The 22,866-nt window shown below is 53.8% G+C and carries 19 protein-coding genes and 1 riboswitch; of the genes, 13 read left to right on the forward strand and 6 right to left on the reverse strand.

Annotated elements, in window-relative coordinates:
- Positions 1-22: 22 nt before the first annotated feature.
- From H8L47_RS25235 to H8L47_RS25255, 5 genes are all read left to right on the forward strand, one after another.
- The gene (locus H8L47_RS25235; RefSeq protein ID WP_186956447.1) at positions 23-838 is read left to right on the forward strand and encodes an ATP-binding cassette domain-containing protein; all 816 of its coding nucleotides are present in this window, start codon (positions 23-25) and stop codon (positions 836-838) included.
- A gap of 43 nt (positions 839-881) precedes the next feature.
- Positions 882-1,274: a VOC family protein gene (locus H8L47_RS25240; protein WP_186956448.1), complete on the forward strand. Its 393-nt coding sequence runs from the start codon at positions 882-884 to the stop codon at positions 1,272-1,274.
- Positions 1,267-2,100 (forward strand): ChaN family lipoprotein, encoded by an 834-nt coding sequence (locus tag H8L47_RS25245; protein ID WP_186956449.1) that lies wholly within the window; start codon positions 1,267-1,269, stop codon positions 2,098-2,100. Before H8L47_RS25240 ends, H8L47_RS25245 begins: the two co-directional genes overlap by 8 nt.
- A gap of 30 nt (positions 2,101-2,130) precedes the next feature.
- Positions 2,131-2,403, forward strand: a complete 273-nt coding sequence (locus H8L47_RS25250) for a hypothetical protein (RefSeq protein WP_186956450.1) — start codon at positions 2,131-2,133, stop codon at positions 2,401-2,403.
- A 61-nt stretch (positions 2,404-2,464) separates the two neighbouring features.
- Positions 2,465-3,691, forward strand: a complete 1,227-nt coding sequence (locus tag H8L47_RS25255; protein ID WP_186956451.1) for a DUF2325 domain-containing protein — start codon at positions 2,465-2,467, stop codon at positions 3,689-3,691.
- Between the two features lie 49 nt (positions 3,692-3,740).
- Here H8L47_RS25255 and H8L47_RS25260 read toward each other — a convergent pair whose 3' ends face one another.
- Both H8L47_RS25260 and H8L47_RS25265 read right to left on the reverse strand, forming a co-directional pair.
- On the reverse strand, positions 3,741-4,793 hold the full coding sequence (locus H8L47_RS25260) for a DUF5694 domain-containing protein (protein ID WP_186956452.1): 1,053 nt from the start codon (positions 4,791-4,793) through the stop codon (positions 3,741-3,743).
- A gap of 177 nt (positions 4,794-4,970) precedes the next feature.
- Positions 4,971-5,891 (reverse strand): LysR family transcriptional regulator, encoded by a 921-nt coding sequence (locus tag H8L47_RS25265; protein ID WP_186956453.1) that lies wholly within the window; start codon positions 5,889-5,891, stop codon positions 4,971-4,973.
- Between the two features lie 91 nt (positions 5,892-5,982).
- Between H8L47_RS25265 and metE the strand changes: the two genes are divergently transcribed.
- On the forward strand, positions 5,983-8,283 hold the full coding sequence (gene metE / locus H8L47_RS25270; RefSeq protein ID WP_186956454.1) for a 5-methyltetrahydropteroyltriglutamate--homocysteine S-methyltransferase: 2,301 nt from the start codon (positions 5,983-5,985) through the stop codon (positions 8,281-8,283).
- Positions 8,284-8,504: 221 nt separating this feature from the next.
- On the opposite strand, the gene H8L47_RS25275 is transcribed toward metE, so the two are convergent.
- The 4 genes from H8L47_RS25275 to H8L47_RS25290 all read right to left on the reverse strand — a co-directional run bounded on the left by H8L47_RS25275 (position 8,505) and on the right by H8L47_RS25290 (position 12,110).
- The gene (locus H8L47_RS25275) at positions 8,505-8,918 is read right to left on the reverse strand and encodes a hypothetical protein (protein WP_186956455.1); all 414 of its coding nucleotides are present in this window, start codon (positions 8,916-8,918) and stop codon (positions 8,505-8,507) included.
- A gap of 69 nt (positions 8,919-8,987) precedes the next feature.
- Positions 8,988-10,322, reverse strand: a complete 1,335-nt coding sequence (locus tag H8L47_RS25280) for a type II toxin-antitoxin system HipA family toxin (RefSeq protein ID WP_230413904.1) — start codon at positions 10,320-10,322, stop codon at positions 8,988-8,990.
- 2 nt (positions 10,323-10,324) lie between these two features.
- On the reverse strand, positions 10,325-10,594 hold the full coding sequence (locus tag H8L47_RS25285; RefSeq protein WP_186956456.1) for a helix-turn-helix domain-containing protein: 270 nt from the start codon (positions 10,592-10,594) through the stop codon (positions 10,325-10,327).
- Positions 10,595-11,120: 526 nt separating this feature from the next.
- Positions 11,121-12,110, reverse strand: coding sequence for a hypothetical protein (locus H8L47_RS25290; protein WP_186956457.1), 990 nt, complete (start codon positions 12,108-12,110; stop codon positions 11,121-11,123).
- Positions 12,111-12,142: 32 nt separating this feature from the next.
- Positions 12,143-12,429: riboswitch (cobalamin riboswitch) on the forward strand.
- A gap of 283 nt (positions 12,430-12,712) precedes the next feature.
- On the opposite strand from H8L47_RS25290, the gene H8L47_RS25295 reads away from it, so the two are divergent.
- From H8L47_RS25295 to H8L47_RS25325, 7 genes are all read left to right on the forward strand, one after another.
- Positions 12,713-14,224 carry a CoA-acylating methylmalonate-semialdehyde dehydrogenase gene (locus H8L47_RS25295; protein ID WP_186956458.1) on the forward strand — a complete coding sequence of 504 codons (1,512 nt, stop codon included), beginning with the start codon at positions 12,713-12,715 and terminating at the stop codon, positions 14,222-14,224.
- A 12-nt stretch (positions 14,225-14,236) separates the two neighbouring features.
- Positions 14,237-15,397, forward strand: coding sequence for an acyl-CoA dehydrogenase family protein (locus H8L47_RS25300; RefSeq protein WP_186956459.1), 1,161 nt, complete (start codon positions 14,237-14,239; stop codon positions 15,395-15,397).
- Positions 15,394-16,185: an enoyl-CoA hydratase gene (locus H8L47_RS25305; RefSeq protein ID WP_186956460.1), complete on the forward strand. Its 792-nt coding sequence runs from the start codon at positions 15,394-15,396 to the stop codon at positions 16,183-16,185. The genes H8L47_RS25300 and H8L47_RS25305 overlap by 4 nt, the downstream gene beginning before the upstream one ends.
- On the forward strand, positions 16,182-17,363 hold the full coding sequence (locus H8L47_RS25310; protein WP_186956461.1) for an enoyl-CoA hydratase/isomerase family protein: 1,182 nt from the start codon (positions 16,182-16,184) through the stop codon (positions 17,361-17,363). The genes H8L47_RS25305 and H8L47_RS25310 overlap by 4 nt, the downstream gene beginning before the upstream one ends.
- Positions 17,364-17,561: 198 nt before the next feature.
- Entirely contained in the window at positions 17,562-18,461 is a 900-nt protein-coding gene (mmsB, locus tag H8L47_RS25315) for a 3-hydroxyisobutyrate dehydrogenase (protein ID WP_186956462.1), read from the forward strand.
- Positions 18,462-18,482: 21 nt separating this feature from the next.
- Complete coding sequence (locus H8L47_RS25320) at positions 18,483-19,871, forward strand: SWIM zinc finger family protein (protein ID WP_222616680.1); 1,389 nt, start codon at positions 18,483-18,485, stop codon at positions 19,869-19,871.
- Positions 19,872-19,878: 7 nt separating this feature from the next.
- Positions 19,879-22,665, forward strand: coding sequence for a DUF6493 family protein (locus H8L47_RS25325; protein WP_186956464.1), 2,787 nt, complete (start codon positions 19,879-19,881; stop codon positions 22,663-22,665).
- Positions 22,666-22,866 lie beyond the last annotated feature (201 nt).

Consider the following 22,866-nt stretch of genomic DNA (forward strand, 5'->3'; position numbering starts at 1 on the left):
ATAAGAATCTAAGAATCGCATCATGTTAATGAAAACCACCACACATCAAGGCTTGCTCCAGCTTGACGCAGTCTGCGCCAGATTGGGCAAGAAAGACTTTGGGCCTTTTGACCTCACCATAGCCAAGGCAGAAAAAGTTGCCATACTCGGCCCCAGCGGTGCAGGCAAATCCACGCTCCTGAAACTGCTGTCCCGTGAATTGAAAACCAGCAGCGGCAACATCGCGTTCCAGTCACGTCCGCTGGCAAGCTGGTCCTTGATGGAACTCAGCCGCCTGCGTGCCGTCTTGCCACAAAACAGTGATGTGGCCTTTGGCCTGGAGACCGATCTGGTCATCAGCCTGGGCCGCGTCAGCCGTGCACACGATCCTGAACTGTCCAGCATCGTCAGGCAAGCAGCAGGCCTGGCTCATGCTGCCCACTTGCTGGGCCGCCGCTTTGACAGCCTGTCTGGCGGTGAACAGGCACGCATACAACTGGCACGCATCTTTGCCCAGCTATGGGACCAGCGCGACGGCCTGATACTCGTCGATGAACCTTTAGCAGCACTCGACCCCGGCCTGCAATTCGACCTGCTCGCCAGCCTGGAAGAATATGCGACAGAACGCCAGCATGCCATCGTCGCCATCCTCCATGACATCAACCATGCAATGCAGGCATTTGAACGTCTGCTGCTGGTAAAAAATGGCCAACTGGTCGCCGATATTGCCAGCAACCGCGAAGCCGTACCGGCACTGGAAGACTTGTATGATATCGCCCTGACTTGCCTGCATAATGAGGAAGGTGATTTGCTGGTCACCCCCTTGCGTGCATCGTCACGCGCCAGGAAAAGCGCATAGCAAACCACAACTTCGCTGAGTGAGAGAAAGAATGAAAGAAATCATGCAAAAACTTAAGATGCTGGATATCAAGGCTTACGTGCCTGCCAAAAACTTTGAAATCTCCGTGGCTTTTTATCAGGACCTGGGATTTGAACTGATCTTCAGCGATGACGGCTATGCCCAGCTCACATATGAGCATTGCAGCTTCATGCTGCAAGAATTCTACCTTGCAGATCACACCAATAATTTCATGATGCACATTCTAGTGGACGATGCCGAAGGCTGGTATCAGGCCATCGTGTCATCCGGCATTGCAGAAAAATACCAGGTACGCCTGACCCCTATCGTCGAACAGGCTTACGGCATGCGCGACTTCACCCTTACAGACCCAAGTGGCGTTCTGTGGTTCATAGGCCAGGACATCGACGATATGGATACAGGTAGCAATGCGTAAAATATCTCTACTCACAGGCTTGGTCACGGCCAGCCTTTTGTCAGCATGCGCGACCCAGGCTGAAAAACCCGTCAGCGGCAGCAAGATATTATTATTGGGCGAAGTCCATGACAACCCTGATGGACATGCGCACCGCTATGCTGACCTGCAAAAAATGCTCGTCGCAGGCTGGCGCCCGGCCATCGCCATGGAACAATTCGATCGCGAAAACCAGGCCGAACTTACCCAGGCACAGGCAGCTTGCACCGACGCCGACTGCATCATCAGCAAGCTCGGCAACAAGCGCTGGGAATGGCCGCATTATCGCCCCGTCATCCAGCTCGCCATCGATTACAAACTGCCGCTGCTGGCCGCCAACCTTTCGCGCAGCGATGCTGCCCGCGTCATGCGTGAAGGCTATGCGGCTGTGCTCGACAAGAACACCATCAGCAGCTACAAGCTCGACCAAGCCTTGCCCACCGTAGTAGTTAATGGCCAGCGCGCAGCCATGGAGAGCGGCCATTGCGGCAAGATGCCAGACAATATCGTTCCCAGCATGGTCAGGGCGCAAGTTGCACGCGATGTCTGGATGGCCAAGGTCGTTACTGACAATGCCGACCGTGGCGTCGTCTTGCTTGCCGGTAATGGCCACGTCAGGCGCGACCTCGGTGTGCCGGTATGGCTGCCTGCAAATCGGCAAGCGAGCCTGCAAATCCATGGCTATGTAGAAGACACCAATAGCAACAAACCTGGCGACACCTCGCTGTACGACGTCAGCCATGTCGTCAAGGCGCATGCACGTCCTGATCCATGTCTCAGTATTCCAGCACCTAAAAATCCAACTTAGAAACCAAATAAGCCTAGCGCAGAGGAACACATGAAACACCAGCCATCAGCCAACGCGTGCCAGCACCTCGGTCTGGCTTCAAGCAAAGTCGGCGAAGTCATGATCTGCCCTGAATGCGGGGTAGTCCACCTGTCTTTGAACCATGTGTCCCTGCGCTTTGATGTCGAGGCTTTCCGCGTGTTGGCCTACATGCTGGCAGAAGCCCAGTTGAATATAGAAAGCTATGATGCGCGCCTGCCCAAAACACCGGAAGCACCTCATGTCACTGGCTTTGAAATAGCACCCGGTAAAAAAATGCATTAAGCAAATCATCAAGCAAACTTATGCAACATCACCTGGTCAGAAGTATCAAGAGGATTACCGTATGTGTGAACATGACAAACATAGTATTGCACTAACACCAGAAGCCACGCCAGCGGGGTCACGCCGTCGCCGCATCTGGGATTTGACGCATGAATGCCATTGCCCCGTCATCGGCGTCTGCATACCCTTGACTACGCTGCGACGCATCGTCAACAAGGCCATGAATGGCCAGGCTATTGCCGAAGACTATGAAATCCACGTTGGCGCTATTGCCGAATGTGGTCGCCGCAATCGCCTCTCAGAAGCCATTCAGCAAGAGCTGGAACAACGCTATGCCCGCACCATACAGGAATTTCGCGGCGCCAAGACAGTAGAAGCAGTCACCCGCCTGTGGCTGGCCGCCATCGACAAGGGCGACGTTGCTGGCGCTTTCTGGGCCGCACTGACCCACCCGCGTTGCGATGCCGATTTGCAAGACGGCTTATGCCGCGACATGCACATGTTACAGCACCAGGCAGGTGCCAGCGTACGCATAGATATCGCCCGCTACAATGCCCTGGTTGAACAAAACAAATTGCTGACCCGCGAACTGGGTCGAGTTCAGGAAAGACATAAGCGCGCCCTGGCTGAGAAAACCCGCGAGATAGAAAAACAAAACACCCAGTTGATACAACTGCGTGCAGAAAGCATAGGCAAGGACAGCAGCATCCATTTCCTCAGTTGCGATATCGCAGCGCTAAAAGCAGAAATCCCCGAGCTGGAAACCCGCCAGCGCCTGCAAAAGAAAATCGAGCAAATGGCTGAGCGCCAGGCTGAAACAGAAAACCAGGTGCGTGAACTCAAGCTGAAGCTGGCAGAAGCCAGCAAGGCCGCCGCCGATATACAGGAACAGGCCGCAACCGAGCAAAGCAGGCAACAGCCAGAAGAAAAAGTCTACCCCATCACCCTGCACTTGAAACAAAAGACCGTGCTGTGCGTAGGTGGCCGCAGCGGCAATGTACCGACCTACCGTGACCTCATAGAGCGCATAGGCGGTCGCTTTGCTCACCATGATGGTGGCCTCGAAGACAACCAGAGCCTGCTCGATGCCAGCCTGGCCGCCGCCGATCTCGTCATCTGCCAGACCGGCTGCATCAGCCACACCGCCTACTGGCGCGTCAAGGATTTCTGCAAACGCACAGGCAAACGCTGTGTCTTCGTAGAAAACCCCAGCGTTTCATCGCTGGCGCGTGGGCTTGAGCAATTTGGCAGCGAAGGGGAAGATGTTCAGGCCAAAGTGACGACATAACAAGCCGCACCCTGCACACCGGATTTTTATCCCAAAAATATAGGGCGTCTCACTTCAGTACATCCGCCGCATCAACGACGTCCACCCCCTGCATCTGCCCCAGCCAGCGATCAAACCAGGGTTTATGGGAGACACCGACGATAGACAATACGCGGGCACCTGGACGCTCGCGGAAAGTTTCACGTATATTGGCGACCATGCGCATATTGCGTATCTCCCAGCCTGCCACCCACATCTGCGGATAAGCTTCCGCTGACTTCGCACGCATCGACGGGATAATGTTGGCTTCTGCATATATGCGCAAACTTTCAGGTTCATTGATGTAGCGGTACAGGGGCAACAAGTCATTGGCGAGCGTCAGTTCATCTTCACGTTTCTTTCGCACATTCAAGCCAGTATTACCTGCTGCCCATGCAGACTCTATGGAACGGACAAAGGCTTTGATGTCCGCTACATCGATACGGTCACCGGTATGGTTGTCGACCGCATGGACACGCTGCAAACCCAGTCGCGCTGCCAGGCGAGCAGCAATCCGGTAACTTTCGTTATTGCGCTTTGCTGTCTGCGTGAGTTGAGCAATCAGCACCTCATTCAAGCCATCGCCAGCACGGCGCTCAGTTTCTGCCAATTGCAGCCATTGCACATAGGCAGATGCGGTATCGTACGATGCCAGGAACAAGGCAGCCAGACGACGGCGCTGCGCCGCCGTTGCCTGCTCTGGCCAGGCTTTCAGCATCTTGTCTGCTTCAGCCATCGCTGCTGGTGCATCCAAACCCGTAGCCAGCCAGGCTGCTTCGACCGATGCACAATAGTCCGCACCATATTTGGCAACATGACGGGCGGCCATGTCGCACTCTTCGCCTGATTCAGTTTCTATCGTAATAATCTCTGGTTTGAATTTCGCCAGCTTATCGAGAACACCGCCCAGCGATGCAGGATTGAAGCTGGCTGGCATGCTACGCAAATGCACAGTCCCCAACACCAGCACATGGGCACGCGGCCCGGCCATATCACGATCCAACGCTGTCAAATCAAGCTGCGCCTGCGCCAGAACCGGCACCATTGCACCTGCAAACAAAATCCGTTTTACCCATTGCTTCATGTAGTTTCCCCAGATTGATCAAACTACGCGAATCTAGGGCATAGCGTGGGGGTGAACAAGAAGAAGAGGACAGGATGCAGTTACAGCATTCTGGAATGCAAAAATGACAGAACAGGACGTAGTGCTAAAAACATCCATTCATACGGATATCAGAACTGTCACTCAATCGCCGCGCATTCAGATCAACTCTATACTCTGCAAATTCAAATAACTGCTCTCCCGTATCGTGGTCACAAAATCGCTGAGGTAAGCCTTGGCAGATAAATCCGGCAAACAAGCGGCGTACAGTCGGCCAGTCAAACCATCTGCCGTAATGCGCTTGGGTAGCACATAATCGCGGTTCACATAGTTTTGTGCGGCCCATACCGGCAAGGTGGCTATGCCACGCTTGCTGGCGACCAGTTGCAGCATGGCGACTGTCAGTTCTGTCGTGCGTCTGGCAGTATCCACACCGGCTGGCTTCAGGACCTGGCGCACCACGTCGAGCATATCGTCGGGCACGGGATAGGTAATCAGGGTATCGGTCGCAAAGTCTTGCGCGACCAGGTAATCGCGCTTGGCCAGTGCATGGTCTTTGGCAATCAGGGCAATGATCTCGAAACGGAACAGGGGATGATAAGCCACGCTTTCAGCCGCATCCATTTCCGAGACAATGGCGACATCTGCCTTGTGGCTATACAGCAGCCCGACAGGATCAGCCTGGAAACCGGACACAATATCCAGCTCCACTTCGGGCCAGCGCTGGCGGAACAAGTCCATGGCTGGCATGAGCCAGTCAAAGCAGGTATGACATTCCACCGCGATACGCAACTGCCCCGCCACACCCTGGGCCAGGCGTGCCAGGTCGCGCTCGCAATTGGCGACTTGCGGCAAGACGCTATCAGCCAGTTGTAGCAGGCGCTCACCCGCGGGCGTGAATCGTATGGGTGTGGTTTTGCGCTCGAACAAGGGTGTGCCGTGATGCTCTTCCAGCAACTTGATCTGGTGCGACAGGGCAGACTGGGTGACATTCAACAGAACGGCAGCACGCAATAAATTGCCAGACTCACGCAGGGCATGCAGGGTTTTCAGGTGGCGTAGCTCTAGTATGGATTGCATTATGAATGAAATTCAAGTTAATTCTTAAAATATGTCGTTTGAATCATAATCAATTCTAACCCATCATACTCAAACCTGATAGGAGATTGACATGACAACAGCACACACCCTGGGTTTCCCCCGCATAGGCGCCCAACGAGAATTGAAATTCGCGCAAGAAGCCTTCTGGCGCGGCGACATCACAGAGGCTACCCTGCGTGACACTGGCAGCGACTTGCGCGCCCGCCACTGGGGTTTGCAGAAGCAGGCTGGCCTGGATATGGTCAGCGTTGGCGACTTTGCCTGGTATGACCAGGTCTTGAACACCCTGGCCTTGCTGGGTGCGCTGCCCACGCGCTTTGGCTTTGATGCAAAAAAACTGAGCCTGGCAGACTACTACGTCGCCGCCCGTGGGAACCCAGAGCACTTTGCCATGGAAATGACCAAATGGTTTGACACCAATTACCATTACCTCGTACCTGAATGGACAGCCGACACCAGCTTTGATGGCGGCGTAGACTGGCTGTTTGAAGAACTGGCACAAGCACAGTCCCTGGGCCATACCGCCAAAGCAACCCTGGTTGGCCCTTTGACCCTGCTCTACCTCGGCAAAATCAAAAGCGGTCTGGACATCAAACTCGATTTGCTACCCAGGATCATCCCCGCCTACCAGCGCCTGCTGGCCCGCCTGCAAGAACAAGGCGTAGAATGGGTGCAGATAGATGAGCCTATTCTGGCACTGGATCTGGACAACGCCTGGCTTGATGCCTTTGTGCTGGCTTACAATGCCCTGGCACAAAACACACCCAAGATCCTGCTGTCCACTTACTTCGAATCAATACAAGAACGCGCCACGTTGCTGCATGCCCTGCCTGTCGCTGGCATTCACCTGGACCTGGTACGCGCACCACAGCAACTGCCTGCCCTGCTGGCCAACTGGCCGCAAGACCGCGTATTGTCCGCCGGCGTCATCGATGGCCGCAATATCTGGCGGGCAGACCTGACAGCCCTGCTGGCCGACTTGCAAGCCGCCCATACACAACTCGGTGACAACTTGTGGCTGGCCTCAAGCTGCTCATTACAGCACGTGCCAGTCGATCTGGCAGCAGAAACCGCACTCGATGCAGAAACCCTGAGCTGGCTGGCCTTCGCGACGCAAAAACTCGATGAAATCGTCTCCCTGAAACAAGCACTGAATGGCAATGCTGCCAGCGTCGCACATCAGTTCAAGGCGGCTGACCAGGCCGTCGCCAGCCGCCGCACGTCAGTTCGCATCCACAACCCCATCGTACAAAAACGCCTGGCTGCTGTGACTGAACAAGATGTGACACGCCACAATGCATTTACTCAGCGAATCAGCCAGCAACAGCAGCGCTTTGCGCTACCGTTGTTCCCCACGACCAGCATAGGCTCCTTCCCGCAAACCAAAACCATACGCCAGGCACGTGCCGCCTATAAGCGCGGTGACTTGTCGCATCTGGAATACCTCGAAGCCATGCGCGCAGAAATCCGCCTCGTCGTTGAGCAACAAGAAAAGCTGGACATCGACGTGCTGGTCCACGGCGAGCCAGAACGCAATGACATGGTCGAATATTTCGGTGAGCAACTCTGGGGTTATGGCTTCACCCTGAATGGCTGGGTACAAAGCTATGGTTCACGCTGCGTCAAACCGCCCTTCATCTATGGCGACGTTTACCGTCCAGAAGCAATGACCGTCAGCTGGAGCCAATACGCCCAGAGCCTGACCAGCAAACCCATGAAAGGCATGCTCACCGGCCCTGTCACCATGCTGCAATGGTCCTTCGTACGCGATGACCAGCCACGCTCCACCACAGCCCTGCAAATCGCCCTGGCCCTGCGTGATGAAGTTGCCGACCTCGAAAAAGCGGGCATAGGCATGATACAGATAGACGAACCCGCCTTCCGCGAAGGCTTGCCACTGAAACAGCAAGACTGGTCCGCCTACCTCGACTGGGCAGTACGCGCCTTCAAGTTAAGCTCGGCAGTCGTCAGGGATGATACGCAAATCCATACCCACATGTGCTATTCAGAATTCAACGACATCCTGCCCTGGATAGCCGCCATGGATGCCGACGTCATCACGATAGAAACCTCGCGCTCAGACATGGAATTGCTCGACGGCTTCGGCGAATTCGCCTACCCGAATGACATCGGCCCCGGCGTCTACGACATCCACTCGCCACGCGTACCCAAGATCACAGAAATGCAAAGGCTGCTGCAAAAAGCACGCAGCGTCCTCCCCGACGCCCGCCTCTGGGTCAACCCCGACTGCGGCCTCAAAACCCGCGACTGGCCAGAGACGATAGCAGCATTGGAGAACATGGTGCAGGCTGCCAAGTTGCTGAGGGCGACTGTGGCAATTGATGATGAAGAACACCAGGATTGCTGCTGATGGGTTTTAGTGAACTGGTTTGATTTGATGCATGAGGCACATGTTCGCTGAATTGTGAGTAAGTGCCTTTTGCTTTCGTGCTTTTGGCTAAAATTAACCGGACTGGCGCTGAAGTGGCGTTCGTAACGTGTCGTCACAATTGTTTATATCAGGTTCTTTGAGGTTCGAATGTTCTGATTCCAAGTGTTGCGAGTCAGTGTATTTACGCTGTTCAAAAAATGTCATTCCTGTATTTGGTTTCTGCGCACTGTCGCAAAACGAGGCGGGTTATAAAGTTCATGCGCAAGTCTCACAATCTCGCTGACATCTTCTGCCGATGCTTCTTGATAAAGTTTCACTTTCTCATCAACGATTATAAAAACTTGCGAGAAAAAACTATCGTTCGCAACCAATCGCAACAAATCCTCTTTTGCTGAACCCGTCTCACTCGCATACATTCCTGTCATCTCTGATACACGCGCCCTGGATTTCAACCAAGACATTAGTGCGATAGAAATAAGACGCAAAACCAGTGCTTCAGTATTTTTTGCGGCGCTTATCATTTCTGGAGCAGCAACACCTGAAGCGATAAAAGCTGCCAGCGCTTTGATAAGGGCCAGGGCTATTTGCCTTTTGTTTTGAGTTGAATTGGACATTTCTCGCATCTGTAATTGGTAAAAATCAAATCTCGTTTAATTTTTCGCTCCCCAAAATTTCTCATTTTCTCAAAGTAACTTGCTATCCACTTCCGAAAAAAACCGCAACTGCTGCCTGAGCATGCCATCCCGAATACTGCTCCAAATCTGCTCAGGAAAATGTATAGGCAATTCGTGCTCAACCTGCGCCAAGGCATCTGGCACATGTTGAATCAGTCGCTGCATCTGCGCAAAACCATCCACGACACCAGTCTGCGCGGCCAGCCCCTGCCAATGTCGTACATGCATCTCACTCATTTTGAAGTGCGCATTCTTTGACCTCAAAGCCATGGCCATCTTGATTTTCTTTTCCTGCAATTGATTCGCACCACGCCCTATCACCGGCCAGGCTGACAGAATATCGTACATGGGTGTCATGTGGTAATCACCACCGGCATGCAGAGAAATTGAGAAGTTTTTGGCATGGCCATCAGTTGCTGCCAGCAACCAGAACGCCAGGTTCAACAATGCAAAATTCAGCTTGTCTTTGGCAGCGCTGGCACTTCCTTCGAGTATATGTAGGCACTGCGCCATGCCAGGTCCGCCGTCGGCTTCATATTTATTGTCTGGCGCAACGCCACTGGCCTGGCAGAAATCCTCTTGCGGCAATCTGGCGATCCAGTCCTGCCTCATCCATTTTCTGTCAAAGCGCTCAACCACCAGCACTTTTTGAGTGCCAAATTGTGCGATGTCAGCCTTGGCTACTTCAAATCTCAGTGCATTCATGATACGCATGCATAGCCATTCATTTTCTATGGAACCTGACATATCGGCGCGCATGCCGCCAATCAGGCCCAGGGGCAGCTTCAGAATATGTGTCGTCGGCGTTGCGCCATGCGGCATATGCCAATGCCCCTCATGCCAGAGCAAGGCGGTTTTTTCTTGCGCCCCTGCCAGCGAAATGCGGAAGTCGTCGATGGTGTCGCTATCATCATCACTGGTCACATTCAGCAACAGCTTTTCAACTTCACTGTCCCTTAGTCTGGTAGCAGAAATTTTGTCAAAGCCCTCAGGCTCCATGCCAGGCGGCAAAATTTGTACAGCACCTACGCAGTCTCGCCCTAGCGCTTCGAGCAAGTCTGGCACATTTGTGGACGGGAGTTGATAACGATGGCTTATGCGTTGCCTGATTTTTTTATTGTCAGGTAGAAGATTGTCAAAGTAGTTTTTTACAGCCGGGCCACGCAAGAGGTTCGTGCCTGCGGTAATAGGTAAAGAGAGTGACAGTGGACGGGCCACCGCCGATCTGATCCAGCTTTCTGCATACTCAAATTGATGGGTATCGGTACGATCCCAGCTCCACACACCAACCAGCAAGCCGTTCATCCAGACATTGAGTGAGCGATGAATACGAGCCTTGTTCATGATTACCAATCCGGTTTGTTGTCGTTGTCGGGTTTGCCTGTAGCAGTCTTAACTTCATCGCGTTTGTAGATAGACAAACCACAGCCAAGCAAATGCAGGATGCTCAGCATCTGATCCAGGCTTACCGCACCGGGGTTATTTTCAATATTGGCAATCCTCACCTGCCCCACGCCCAGTAATTTGCCCAAGGCAGCCTGAGACAAGCCCTGTTGACTGCGCAAGGATTTGAGATGGCTGCTAAGCTGTGTTGCCAGACTGATTCGGTAGTCCATGATGTTCTCTGCCCTCCATAGCCTGAACATGTCATTGCCAAATAGGAAACGATGATCACTTTGAAGCAATGACTTCAATTTATCACTCAAAAGCAATAAATTCAATATATCACTTTAAAGCGATATTTCAACATTATCACGTATAAGCAGGACTTACGCAAAATTGTCCCAGCAAGGCGTCAGCGACGAAGACAGTGCTTTAGGACGACCAGGAGCTGCAACGCAGCTGGGGCGGTTTTGCGTAAGTCCTAGGTATAAATTTCTTTCAGTTGCAAGCCCCCAAGAGATCCCCACACTGGTGAACATGGCCAGTGATGTCGCGACCTGGCAAGGCGACGATGTGCTTCTGCACATCACCAAACATTCTTGTCTATTAGTCTTGCTGGGCAATGTGGGCAAGGTGGAAAAACACAATGCGAGATGGTTTTATAGCGACGACTCGTATAGATTTGTCAACACAGCTGAGAAATAATGGCATTTCGACTTTGAAGATAGCAGGCATTTTTTCGCCTGTGAGCTCACTGCCCTAAAAATCCCCAATTAACTGAAATTTCTCATCGACAGTTTTTGCCAGCAAGTCCATTTCCTGTTTATCTTTAGGATACGGATAGGCCTCTATCCCTTTTACGCCATACCTCGACAAGGTTTTTTCGTCGGGGAAATACGCGATTGAATCAGAGGCGCCATTGACGGTAATCGATATGCCGAATTTCTCTTTTTTCTGTATCAAGTCACCTAAAAAGTCTTTGAATTCATTCTCAGAATCAAATGTGTAATTCTCTCCTCTGGCTGACACTTTATACGTAGTCGTCTGTATTGCTGGCGCAGTTAGTTCATGCGATCTTTTTAAGAGCTCTTTGTTAAAGCCAATTACCTCGAAAAATGCGTCATCTTCTCGCCAAAAAGCTGACATGGAAACAGAGCTAGCTTTTGTTCTATTTGAGCGTGATTCCTCGATGGGTGCAGTTCCGTAAATCCCGCCATGAAAACCCAGGACGGCTCCAGGTAAAAGTGACTTTCTATATGCTGCAACAAATAGATAATTCGCACACGAAGACATGCAATATCGATCAACGATGACATGGATTCTTCTTTGATTGATTTCCTTTGCCATGGCAAGCGCCCCCACCACGCTGCCACCACCGGAGCGGACGACGATGGTTTCTACACCCTTGCGCAAATAAGCAAGCATAGGCTTCGCATCCGCATCAACGATCTCACCCGTCATACGCAAGAGCTTATTTTCTGAATCAAACTCATACGTGGCGGACAACGCCGAATCAGATAATAACAGCCAAAAACTGAAGACAAGCGCTTTTCCGATTTTGAAGAAATTCATTTCCATGACCTTATTTGATACAGATGGTAAAACCTTCAGCACCGCATCAGGGCTTAAGTAGACGCGATACACACAACATTTTAAATATACAATAAAATTGGGTATTGTTAATTTTTTATTATTTAATATTTGAGAGCCACTGCCACGCTGGTAAAACTCATCTTGAATTTTTTTCACCAATTAACGTTTACGTTAACGTCAATTCTTGTGCTATTCTAAAAATAACAGGTGCACTCCCCAATCTCTTGGGCTGTGTTAAACGGGAAAGTGGTCGTCCTGATCGCTGTCGCTAGCAGGTGACAGTAGCTATCAAGACCTAAATACGTGTTTACGATCGCGCTCGCGCTTAAGATCGTAAGCAGGTTTCAAGCCCCTGCTGCCTCCGCAACGGTAGGCAAGTGCGGTTACATCATCCACGCCACTGGTCATGCATGACTGGGAAGGCGATGTAACAAGACTTGCAAGCCCGGATACCGGCCTGTTGATCGCTGAGAAAAACATTGCGGAAGGCGGTGTTTGGGATATGGCATGGCACGCCTGATGGCGAGCGGGTGCTTGTCTTCAACATTGCTTCTTACTTTTTTTCCCAAGGTCTGGTCACGTACGGAAGGTGCGTGGCGGGTGTGCGTCCACACGGTGCATGCCCATGGTCAGGATTATTGCTGCGTCCGGTTTCTGCATGCGGTAATCATCCTGTTTTTCAGGCATCAGTGCGGCTGTTGTTGCGGGCGTGGCCCGCCGTCTGTCCGTGCGCAATCAGGAAGGTTCAGGAAAGCATCATGGCTACTCTTACCCAGGCTCCCAACGTCAAACTGCTCATCAACGGCGAACTGATAGACTCCAAATCCACGCAATGGCGTAATGTGATCAACCCGGCCACGCAACAGGTGCTGGCCCATGTGCCGTTTGCCACGCCAGATGAAATGCAGGCCGCAGTCGATGCTGCCAAGGCCGCGTTCAAGACCTGGCGCAAGACAGCGATAGGCACACGCGCCCGCATCTTTTTGAAATACCAGCAACTGATACGTGAAAACATGGCCGAGCTGGCTGCATTGCTGACAGCCGAACAGGGCAAGACCCTGGCCGATGCGGAAGGCGATATATTCCGTGGGCTGGAAGTGGTTGAGCATGCCGCCAATATCGGCAACCTGCAAATGGGCGAGATCGCCAATAACGTTGCCAGCGGTGTAGATACCTATACATTGAACCAGCCACTCGGCGTGTGTGCTGGCATCACCCCTTTCAACTTCCCGGCCATGATACCGCTGTGGATGTTCCCAATGGCAATCGCCTGCGGCAATACCTTCATCCTGAAACCATCCGAGCAAGACCCCATGGTCACCATGCGTCTGGCTGAGCTGGCGATGCAGGCTGGTGTGCCGCCTGGTGTGCTGAACGTGGTGCATGGTGGTGAAGAAATCGTCAATGCGATTTGCGACCACCCTGATATCAAGGCCGTGTCTTTCGTCGGCTCCACCCGCGTAGGCACACATGTCTACAACCGCGCGACACTGGCGGGTAAGCGTGCACAATGCATGATGGGTGCCAAGAACCACGCCATCGTCCTGCCGGATGCGAATAAAGAACAAACCCTGAACAACCTCGCCGGTGCTGCCTTTGGTGCGGCTGGCCAGCGTTGCATGGCACTGTCTGTGGTCATCCTGGTGGGTGAAGCAAACCAGTGGGTGCCAGATTTGCTGGACCGCGCCCGCAGCCTCAAGATCAATGCAGGTGCAGAAGCCAATACGGACATAGGCCCGGTCATTTCATGTACTGCCAAAGAACGCGTAGAAAGCCTGATCGCCCAAGGCATTGCTGAAGGTGCCACGCTGGTGCTGGATGGCCGCGCACCACAAGTACCTGGCTATGAGCATGGCAACTTCGTAGGCCCTACTGTCTTCACTGGCGTCAAGCCTGGCATGCGTGTATATGAAGAAGAAATCTTTGGCCCGGTATTGTGCATCATGCAGGCAGATACTCTGGCCGACGCCATCGCCATCATCAATGCCAACCCTAACGGCAATGGCACCGCACTGTTCACCCAGTCTGGCGCTGCCGCCCGCACCTTTGAAGAAGACATCGATGTAGGCCAGATCGGCATCAACGTGCCTATCCCTGTACCTGTACCGCTGTTTTCATTTACCGGTTCACGCGCATCCAAACTCGGTGACCTGGGCCCCTACGGCAAACAAGTCATACAGTTCTACACCCAGACCAAGACCATCACGGCACGCTGGTTTGATGACAGCGTCAGCGCTGGCAAGGTGAATACCACCATCTCACTGAAGTAATCGGAGGCCATCATGGACTTCGATCTTAGTGAAGACCAGCGCGCCTACCAGCAATCTGCCCGCAGCTTCGCCGCCCATGAAATGACGGCGCAAGCCGCGCATTGGGATGCCACTTCGCACTTCCCGCTGGACGTCATCGCCCATGCCGGAGAGCTGGGGTTTTGCGGGCTGTATGTGCCAGAAGAACTGGGCGGGCTGGGACTGACGCGGCTGGATGCAGTCATCATTTTTGAAGAGCTGGCGCGCGCCTGCCCTTCGACCACAGCTTACATCACGATACACAATATGGCGAGCTGGATGATCGCCAATTGGGGCACGCCAGAAGTACAGCAGGAATGGGTACCCAGGCTGGCAGCAGGCAAGAAACTGGCCTCGTATTGCCTGACCGAAGCTGGGTCGGGTTCTGACGCGGCATCACTGCGCACCAGCGCCCGTCTGGATGGCGACAGCTATATCCTCAATGGCAGCAAGGCTTTTATCTCAGGCGCAGGTGCCACCAATATGCTGGTCGTCATGGCACGCACGGGTGGTGATGGCGCTGGCGGTATCTCTGCTTTTGCAGTTCCGGCTGATTTGCCCGGCATCAGCTATGGCAAGAAAGAAGACAAGATGGGCTGGAACAGCCAGCCCACCCGCACCGTCAATTTTGACCAGGTACGCATACCGCGCAGCCACTTGCTGGGTGATGAAGGCGAAGGCTTTCGCATTGCCATGCGTGGCCTAGACGGTGGCCGCATCAACATTGCCACTTGCTCCATCGGTGCGGCGCAATCGGCACTCAATAGCGCGCAAGCCTACATGAATGAGCGCATGCAGTTCCAGAAAAAACTGTCTGATTTTCAGGTACTGCAATTCAAGCTGGCCGACATGCAAACCGAGCTGGTCGCAGCACGCCAGATGGTACGCCTCGCTGCCAGCAAGCTCGACAGCAAGGCTGACAACGCCTCAGTGTATTGCGCCATGGCCAAGCGTCTGGCGACCGATACCGGCTTTGCCGTCTGCAATGAAGCCCTGCAAATCCATGGCGGTTACGGCTATATACGCGAATACCCGCTGGAGCGTTTCCTGCGCGACGTCAGGGTGCACCAGATACTCGAGGGCACGAATGAAATCATGCGCGTCATCGTCGCCCGTCACATGCTAAACCAACCCGCAAGCGAGGAATTTTTATGAGCAAGTATAGTAACTACACCAATCTGCGATGCGAAATCATAGGCCACACTGCCCTGGTGACCCTGGCCAACCCGCCCGCCAATACCTGGACTGCTGCGGGTTTGCAGGCATTGACGCAACTCGTCAATGACCTCAATGCGGACTCAGATATCTACAGCCTCGTCATCACAGGCTCAGGCCAGAAATTCTTTTCAGCCGGGGCAGATTTAAAGCTGTTTGCCGATGGCGACAAGGCCGTAGCTCTCGACATGGCACGCCGCTTTGGAGAGGCATTTGAAACCCTGAGCCGCTTCCGTGGTGTTTCCATCGCTGCCATCAATGGCTACGCCATGGGCGGTGGCCTCGAATGCGCGCTGGCCTGTGATTTGCGCATTGCCGAAACCCAGGCGCAGATGGCCTTGCCAGAAGCTTCAGTCGGTTTGCTGCCCTGCGCTGGCGGCACGCAAAACCTGGCATGGCTGGTCGGTGAAGGCTGGGCCAAGCGCCTGATCTTGTGCGGTGAACGAGTCGATGCTGCAACTGCCCTGCGCATAGGTCTGGTCGAAGAAGTGGTCGCCACCGGCGGCGCACTCGAACACGCACTGGCGCTGGCCAAGCAGGTTGGCAAGCAAAGCCCAACCAGCGTCAAGGCTTGCAAGAAGTTGATACAGGGTGCGCGCCAGCAACCGCTTTCCACCGTCTTGCCGCAAGAACGCGAAGCCTTCCTGGCCTTGTTTGATACCGCCGATCAAAAAGAAGGCGTCACTGCCTTTCTGGAAAAACGCCCACCCGTGTGGAGGAATGCATGAGCGACGCCCCAGTCCTGTTCCACACCCTGCCTGCTGCCAACGGCATGCAGCTAGGTGTGGCCACCCTCAATTCAGAAAAAACCCTGAATGCCTTGTCAAAGGAAATGGTGCAATTACTGGGCAAGCAATTGCAAGCCTGGGATGAAGACAGCAGCATTGCCATGGTGGTCTTGCAAGCCGCTGGCGAAAAAGCATTTTGTGCAGGCGGCGACTTGCAAAACCTGTACGCCAGCATGCGTGAGCATCATGCATCTGATAAAAAAGATGACTTGCTCGGCAATGCCTATGCCCTGGATTTCTTTGAACAGGAATACCGCCTCGACTATCAAATCCACACTTACCGCAAACCCATATTATGCTGGGGCCACGGCATCGTCATGGGCGGTGGCATAGGCTTGATGGCCGGTGCCAGTCACCGCGTCGTCACAGAAAAATCCCGCCTCGCCATGCCGGAGATAGCCATAGGCCTGTTCCCCGATGTAGGCGGCACCTGGTTCCTGAACCGCATGCCAGGCAAGCTGGGTTTGTTTTTGGCATTGACGGGTGCCAGTATCAATGCCAGTGACGCACTGTTTGTGAAACTGGCCGACGTGGCCTTGCCACATGCCAGTAAGACAGATGTGCTGACGACTTTGCAGGCTGCTGCCTGGAGCAATCAAACATATCAGAACCACCAACGCTTGAGCCAAATCCTTCATGAATTCTCGGCGCAATCCAGCGACACCGCAGGTCCCTTGCGTTCCAATTTCGACCTCATCAATCGCCTGTGCAGTCCGGCTGATTTGCCAGCCATCGTCGCGCAATTATTGGCGGTAGATGCAGCACAGCAGGAAGAACATCCCTGGCTGCAAAAAGCCGTCAGTAGCCTACAAAAAGGCAGTCCGACATCTGCCTGGCTGGCTCATGCGCTGCAAGAACGCGGCAAGCATCTGTCGCTGGCAGAAATCTTCCGCATGGAACTGGTGGCAGCACTCGCCTGCGCGAAAGGCCATGATTTTGCGGAAGGGATACGGGCACTGATTGTGGACAAGGATCAAAAACCACAATGGTTGCCGGTTAGTTTGAGTGAATTGCAGCCGCAGGATGGTGAGCGATACTTCACACATCTTTGGGCAGCAGAGCAGCATCCTTTGCGGGATTTGGGTGCGAGTGAAAATATGCAAAAAGCAGCTGCGTAAGTATCAAGCCGAGGTCCGTAGGTTGGGCTACGCTTCATCAGCCCAACACTCGGCCTTGCAATAACGTACGTCGCTTTTCAAACGCCCAGTGTTGGGCTGGTAAAGCGTGGCCTAGCGAGGCCCGGTCCAACCTACGAGCCCGGCCTAGACTACGCGTCTAGCAATATAAAGAAGAAACTAAAACCAGGAGATAACCACATGTCAAACCAATCAAAAATCGCCTTCATCGGCCTCGGCAACATGGGCGCGCCCATGGCCCTTAACCTGCTCAAGGCAGGCTACCCTATCACCGTCTTCGACCTCTCCCCCTCTGCCCTCAAAACACTGGCAGACGCAGGTGCCCTGGCCGCCAGCAACGCCAGACAAGCCATAGAAGGCGCAGACATCGTCATCAGCATGCTGCCCGCCAGCCGCCATGTAGAAAGCCTCTATCTCGGCGACGAAGGCATACTCGCTCATATCGCCAATGGCGCACTGATCATAGACTGCAGCACCATCGCCCCACAATCTGCCAAAAAGGTCGCGCAAGCCGCAGCCGCACGCGGGTTGGCGATGGTGGATGCCCCGGTCTCAGGCGGCACAGCGGGTGCAGCCGCTGGCACGCTGACCTTCATCGTCGGTGGCACCACGGACGATCTCGAACGCGCCCGCCCTGTCTTGAACGCCATGGGTAAAAACATCTTTCACGCCGGTGAACACGGTGCCGGGCAAACCGCCAAAATCTGCAACAACATGCTGCTGGGCATACTCATGGCAGGCACGGCAGAAGCGCTGGCACTGGGCGTGGCGAACGGGCTTGATCCCAAAGTCCTGTCCGACATCATGAGCAAAAGCTCAGGCCGCAACTGGGCACTGGAACTATACAACCCCTATCCCGGCGTCATGGAAAACGCACCCGCATCACGCGGCTACACTGGCGGCTTTGGGGTAGACCTGATGCTCAAGGACCTGGGTCTGGCAACCGAGGCGGCGCTGGCCAGCCAGGCAAGCATCCCGCTGGGTGAAGCTGTTCGTAACCTATATGGCATCCATAGCAAGGCCGGTGCAGGCGGCAAGGATTTTTCCAGCATACTTGAGCTGCTTCAGAAAAAGGAATAGAAATACTGAGCCACGGGCGCGATGACAATCGCTACACAAAGCGATATGCTAGCGCCCATGACTACCCAAGCACACGCCTACCATTACCTGCAAGCCTCGGCCCTGACAGAAGATGTCAAACCCAGGCTGCAACTGGCCACATCTGGCTCGGACGACAAAGCAGTTGTCGCCCACCCGCATTTTTTTGAAGGCCTGCTAAAGCAGCCGCGCCTGTCGGCAGAATTGCTGACTGCAGTACATATCATCGTCGGCTCGCGCTTTTTCACACCTGCCAATACACTGGCAAAAAACCTCATGCTGGCTGACCCTGTAGTCACGTCGGGTGGGGGCATTTTGCGTTTTGAAGGATTTTCTTCCTGTTGCAGTACTTATATACGTGTCGACATGCTGCCTGACAGCTATGAGGGCGATATCGTCAGCAAGGGCACGACCAATGTCGATTTCAATGCACCCATGCGGGCAGCGCTAGCGCGTGTGCGTGACGCGGCTGGCCTTGCGTTTTCAGTCGGGCAGGATGCGTTTACCCTGCATGCGGGTGGCAACAGCGTCGTCGAGAAAAAAGTCGAACTGCCATTACGCTGGATACGTGGCATGCTGGAAGTGCAGTCTTACCAGGCTGGCATGCGCAAGATAGTCGAAGTCAGCGGTGCTGAAGCCCTGCGCTTCTTGCGATCGCTGCCCAGAGCATCGACCAGCAAAACCCCACTGTGGATATCACATGGCCCCTTTGGCCTGCGCACCACGACCAGACCAGAGCTGAATAGCATACGCCTGGTAGACAGTAGCCGCCTGCGCGTGCTTGAAGCCTTGTTGCCGCGTGTGAAGTCCATGGCTATTTTTGCTGATGAAGCCCAGCAAGCCAGCGCCTGGGTCTTGCAATTTGCCGGTGCCCGCCTGACGTTGGCCCTGAGTGCCGAAGTCTGGCGCGGTTTTTCTGGAGAGGGCCAGGCTCTGCGCGCACTGATGAATATGCAGGATGCCAATGCCCTGCCCCTCCTGCGCGCGCATTTGCAATGGCAATCCACGCTGCAAGCTCCAGCCTTGGCGCAACAACTGGATTTATCGCAAGCCAGCATAGAAGACAGCCTGCGCATACTTGGCGTCTCTGGCCTGCTGGGATTTGATGTGACGGAAGGCAGTTACTTTCATCGCGTGTTGCCACTGGATCTGAGCATGGCAGAAGACTTGCACCCGCGCCTGGCTGCTGCCCGTGAACTGATAAAAGACAATGCAGTCATCATCATCAAAAAACAGCCGCTCGAAGCCACAGTCCAGAGTGCAGACATAGCGCACCGTGTGCGCGAAGTGGATGGTGAATTGCGCTGTACTTGTCCATGGTATGCCAAGCACCAGGGTTTGCGTGGGCCTTGCAAGCATGTGCTGGCAGTGGAAGCAATGACAGAAAATTAGGATACCCATGGCAGAGCAAAAAATCGAAGCCGCATTTGTTGCAGCAACTCCGCTGGAAGAATTCATCGTCGCGGGAAACTATCAGGGCATGATGGCCTATCTGCTAACGCTGGACAAGGCACGATGGCCGCAACACCGAGCCAGTGTCCTGCGCATGAACAAAGCCATGGAAAAATCGCGCTACACTTCAGACATGAGCAAGTTTGCCTGGCGCAGCAAGGTCACGGAAGAGCAATGGCATTGTCTGCGTGCGGCCATTTTCTTATGCGGCAATGCCGATGACGTTGCAGAAAACTGCTGGCATTATCTTTATCAACCAGCCGAGCTTATCGAACTCTGGAAAAAATACCAGCCAGCTTCCACAGAGAACCTGGCACTCACGTTGATATCGCAAAGGCCACTCGCATTTCGCATCGTACAAAGCCTGCTGATTAACGGCTTGATTGAACGCCCAACACATGAGAATTACTTGCTGGGCCTGATGAGCCAGGAAATGCGTTCAGACCTGGTGCCGGATGTCGCTTACTGGATCAAACATGACCCGGACTTATTGCAAGGACCGCTATTGCAGTTGTTCGACATCGAAGGCACGACCGATATCAGTTTCGCCGGACGCGATAAGTACACGCATAACCCTGACAACACCTGGCAACAGTTATTCCTGAATTTGTGCCAGCAAGGCGTGTATCGCCGTGAAGTCTTGCTGGATAAAACCCTGAGTGCGCTGGAAAAAGACTGGATACAATTCCGCTCTGGCTGGTTCTCGCGCTTCCATGATGCGCTTGCACCCAAGGTAGAAGAAATGAGCGCATTCAGTGAACGCTATCTGGGTCTATGCCACAGTCGCATCCCTCCTACCGTCAGCATGGCGCTAAAGGTGCTGGGCAGGTTGCAGGAGGCAAATGCCATCAGTAACAGCGCCTTGCTGGCTGCCCTGCAACCGCTGCTCTCATCTGCCGTCAAGGCGCAAGTGGATGCTGCACTGAAATTGCTTGACCAAACGATCAAGCATGATGCCAGTCTTGCACAAGAGGCTGCGTCTGTCGCCGTGTTTGGCTTACTGCATGAAGCCGTCGATATGCAAAAGAAGATCATCACACGCCTGGACAAGTGGGGCATGGATGCAGCTACGCAAGAGCAGGCCAGGCAATTGCTACCCCATGTTGCCACCAGTAACCGTGAAGCCTTGTCAGCCTTGCTGATCACCGATGCAACAGACGGCTCCGCTCGCGCAGTAACAGACACAAGACAACAACTACCCAGCCTGCAAGCACTGCCATCGCCCATCTCCAGCCAGCGTGCACTACCTGTTATCAATACGATTGCTGACCTCATTCAAGCCTGCGCCCATGCCTTTGAAAACCATATTGACACAGACTGTTTCGAAACCGTCTTTGAAGCCCTGCTAAGACTTGCTCCATTTTCTGCAGAGGCAAAAAAACAGTTTGGCCCTGTACTCAAGCGTGCCAGGAAAATGAAGCCCGTTGCCGACAACTGGCATCATTTGGACAAGCCTTTGGCACGTGAACTGGCGCGGCTTCTGGCTTTTATGTTTGAACAAGAGAGACTGCCAGCCGAGCGCCAATTTGCCAAGGGTCATTTCGATGTGCACAGCGTTATTTGCCAGCGCACAGATGATCTGATGGATATCCTGATGCAGGGAAAATCTGTTGCCCCCCTGGCCGCAGCCACCCATCAACGCGGCTACATTGACCCTGCCATCCTGATAGCGCGCGCCCGTGCTCAACACGCATGTGGCTTGCAACAGCCCATCCAGGAACAGGTGCTCAGCCTCTTGCGCCTGGCTCCCAGTAACGATCCCTCTTTGCGCCAGCAGGCAGCCAGCCTGCCGGATACGCCCTACCACCATGCCTTGCGTTATGCACTAGGCTCGCAAGTCAGCATCGCTGCCAAAGGTAAGGATAGTGCCTTGTATATCGCAGCGGCACGCGCCCGTCATCCAGATGAAGATGACCCTAACCTCATCCAGTTGTATGGCGATTTTGGGCCGGATGGTGCTCACGCTGCGCGCTATCGCTTTGACATCGAAGCCAGGGAAAGCGAATACACGACTTTCTATGACACCTATTTGTCGGTGACACCAGCGCCCAGACCAATAGACACAGTCTACCTGAGCATACTGCGTCACCCTCGCGATGAAAAAAGCGATGGCAAAATCTGGAGAGGGCAAGACTTTAGCGGCGGCAATGAGAGCCAGATATTATGGTCAGCGAGTATGCTGCCTTCCTGCCTGGAAGCCGTATTCGCCGAAGGTACGCAAGCCATTGCCAATAATCTGGATTGGTGGGAAGTAGCATGGCAGAACAAAACCTATCTGAACCTCCTGCTGGACCCCACCGTCCCCATGAACGGTTGCGCCATCACCTTGCTGGCATTTGCCCTGGCAGGCAAAGAACCTGGCCAGACTGCCATCGCCATTGATGCCCTGGTCGCCAGCTGGCTGGAAGGACGGCTTGAAGCCGCAGCATTGGCCAATGTCATTTGCGGCTTGCTGGCAACGCCGCAAGTCAAGGCCAGCCGCTATGCCAAGAGCCTGGGCAAGGCAGCACGCGCGCATGCAATGGCACCACATCTGGTATTCCAACTGCTTTGCACCATCGTCACACAAAACCCGACAGCACCGCCGAAAGACATGGCCATGCTGCTGGAGCTCTTGAACGAATTGCGCCTTGAACTGAGACAAAGTCTGCCAGAGCATACCTTGGCAGCATTGCAAATCATGCAGATAGGTGGCAAGGGCAAGACAGCGCTGAAGGCTTTGCTGACTGGATGATACTGCTTGTCTGCAGATCGCCATAAAACAGATTACCTTAAACAGGTCCAGCTTTTTGGCGAGCCTGCGCAAAGCTGCATGCACTGCAGCCGAAAAAATCCTGCGCGCGCGATTCTAGCAAATGAATGTCAAATAGTGTCAAAAGTTATTGGAAATATATTTTTAACTTTTTTTGACATTTCTCCAGAATTTTCATTTATG

It is taken from the genome of Undibacterium umbellatum (assembly GCF_014284125.1).
Lineage (GTDB): Bacteria > Pseudomonadota > Gammaproteobacteria > Burkholderiales > Burkholderiaceae_D > Undibacterium > Undibacterium umbellatum.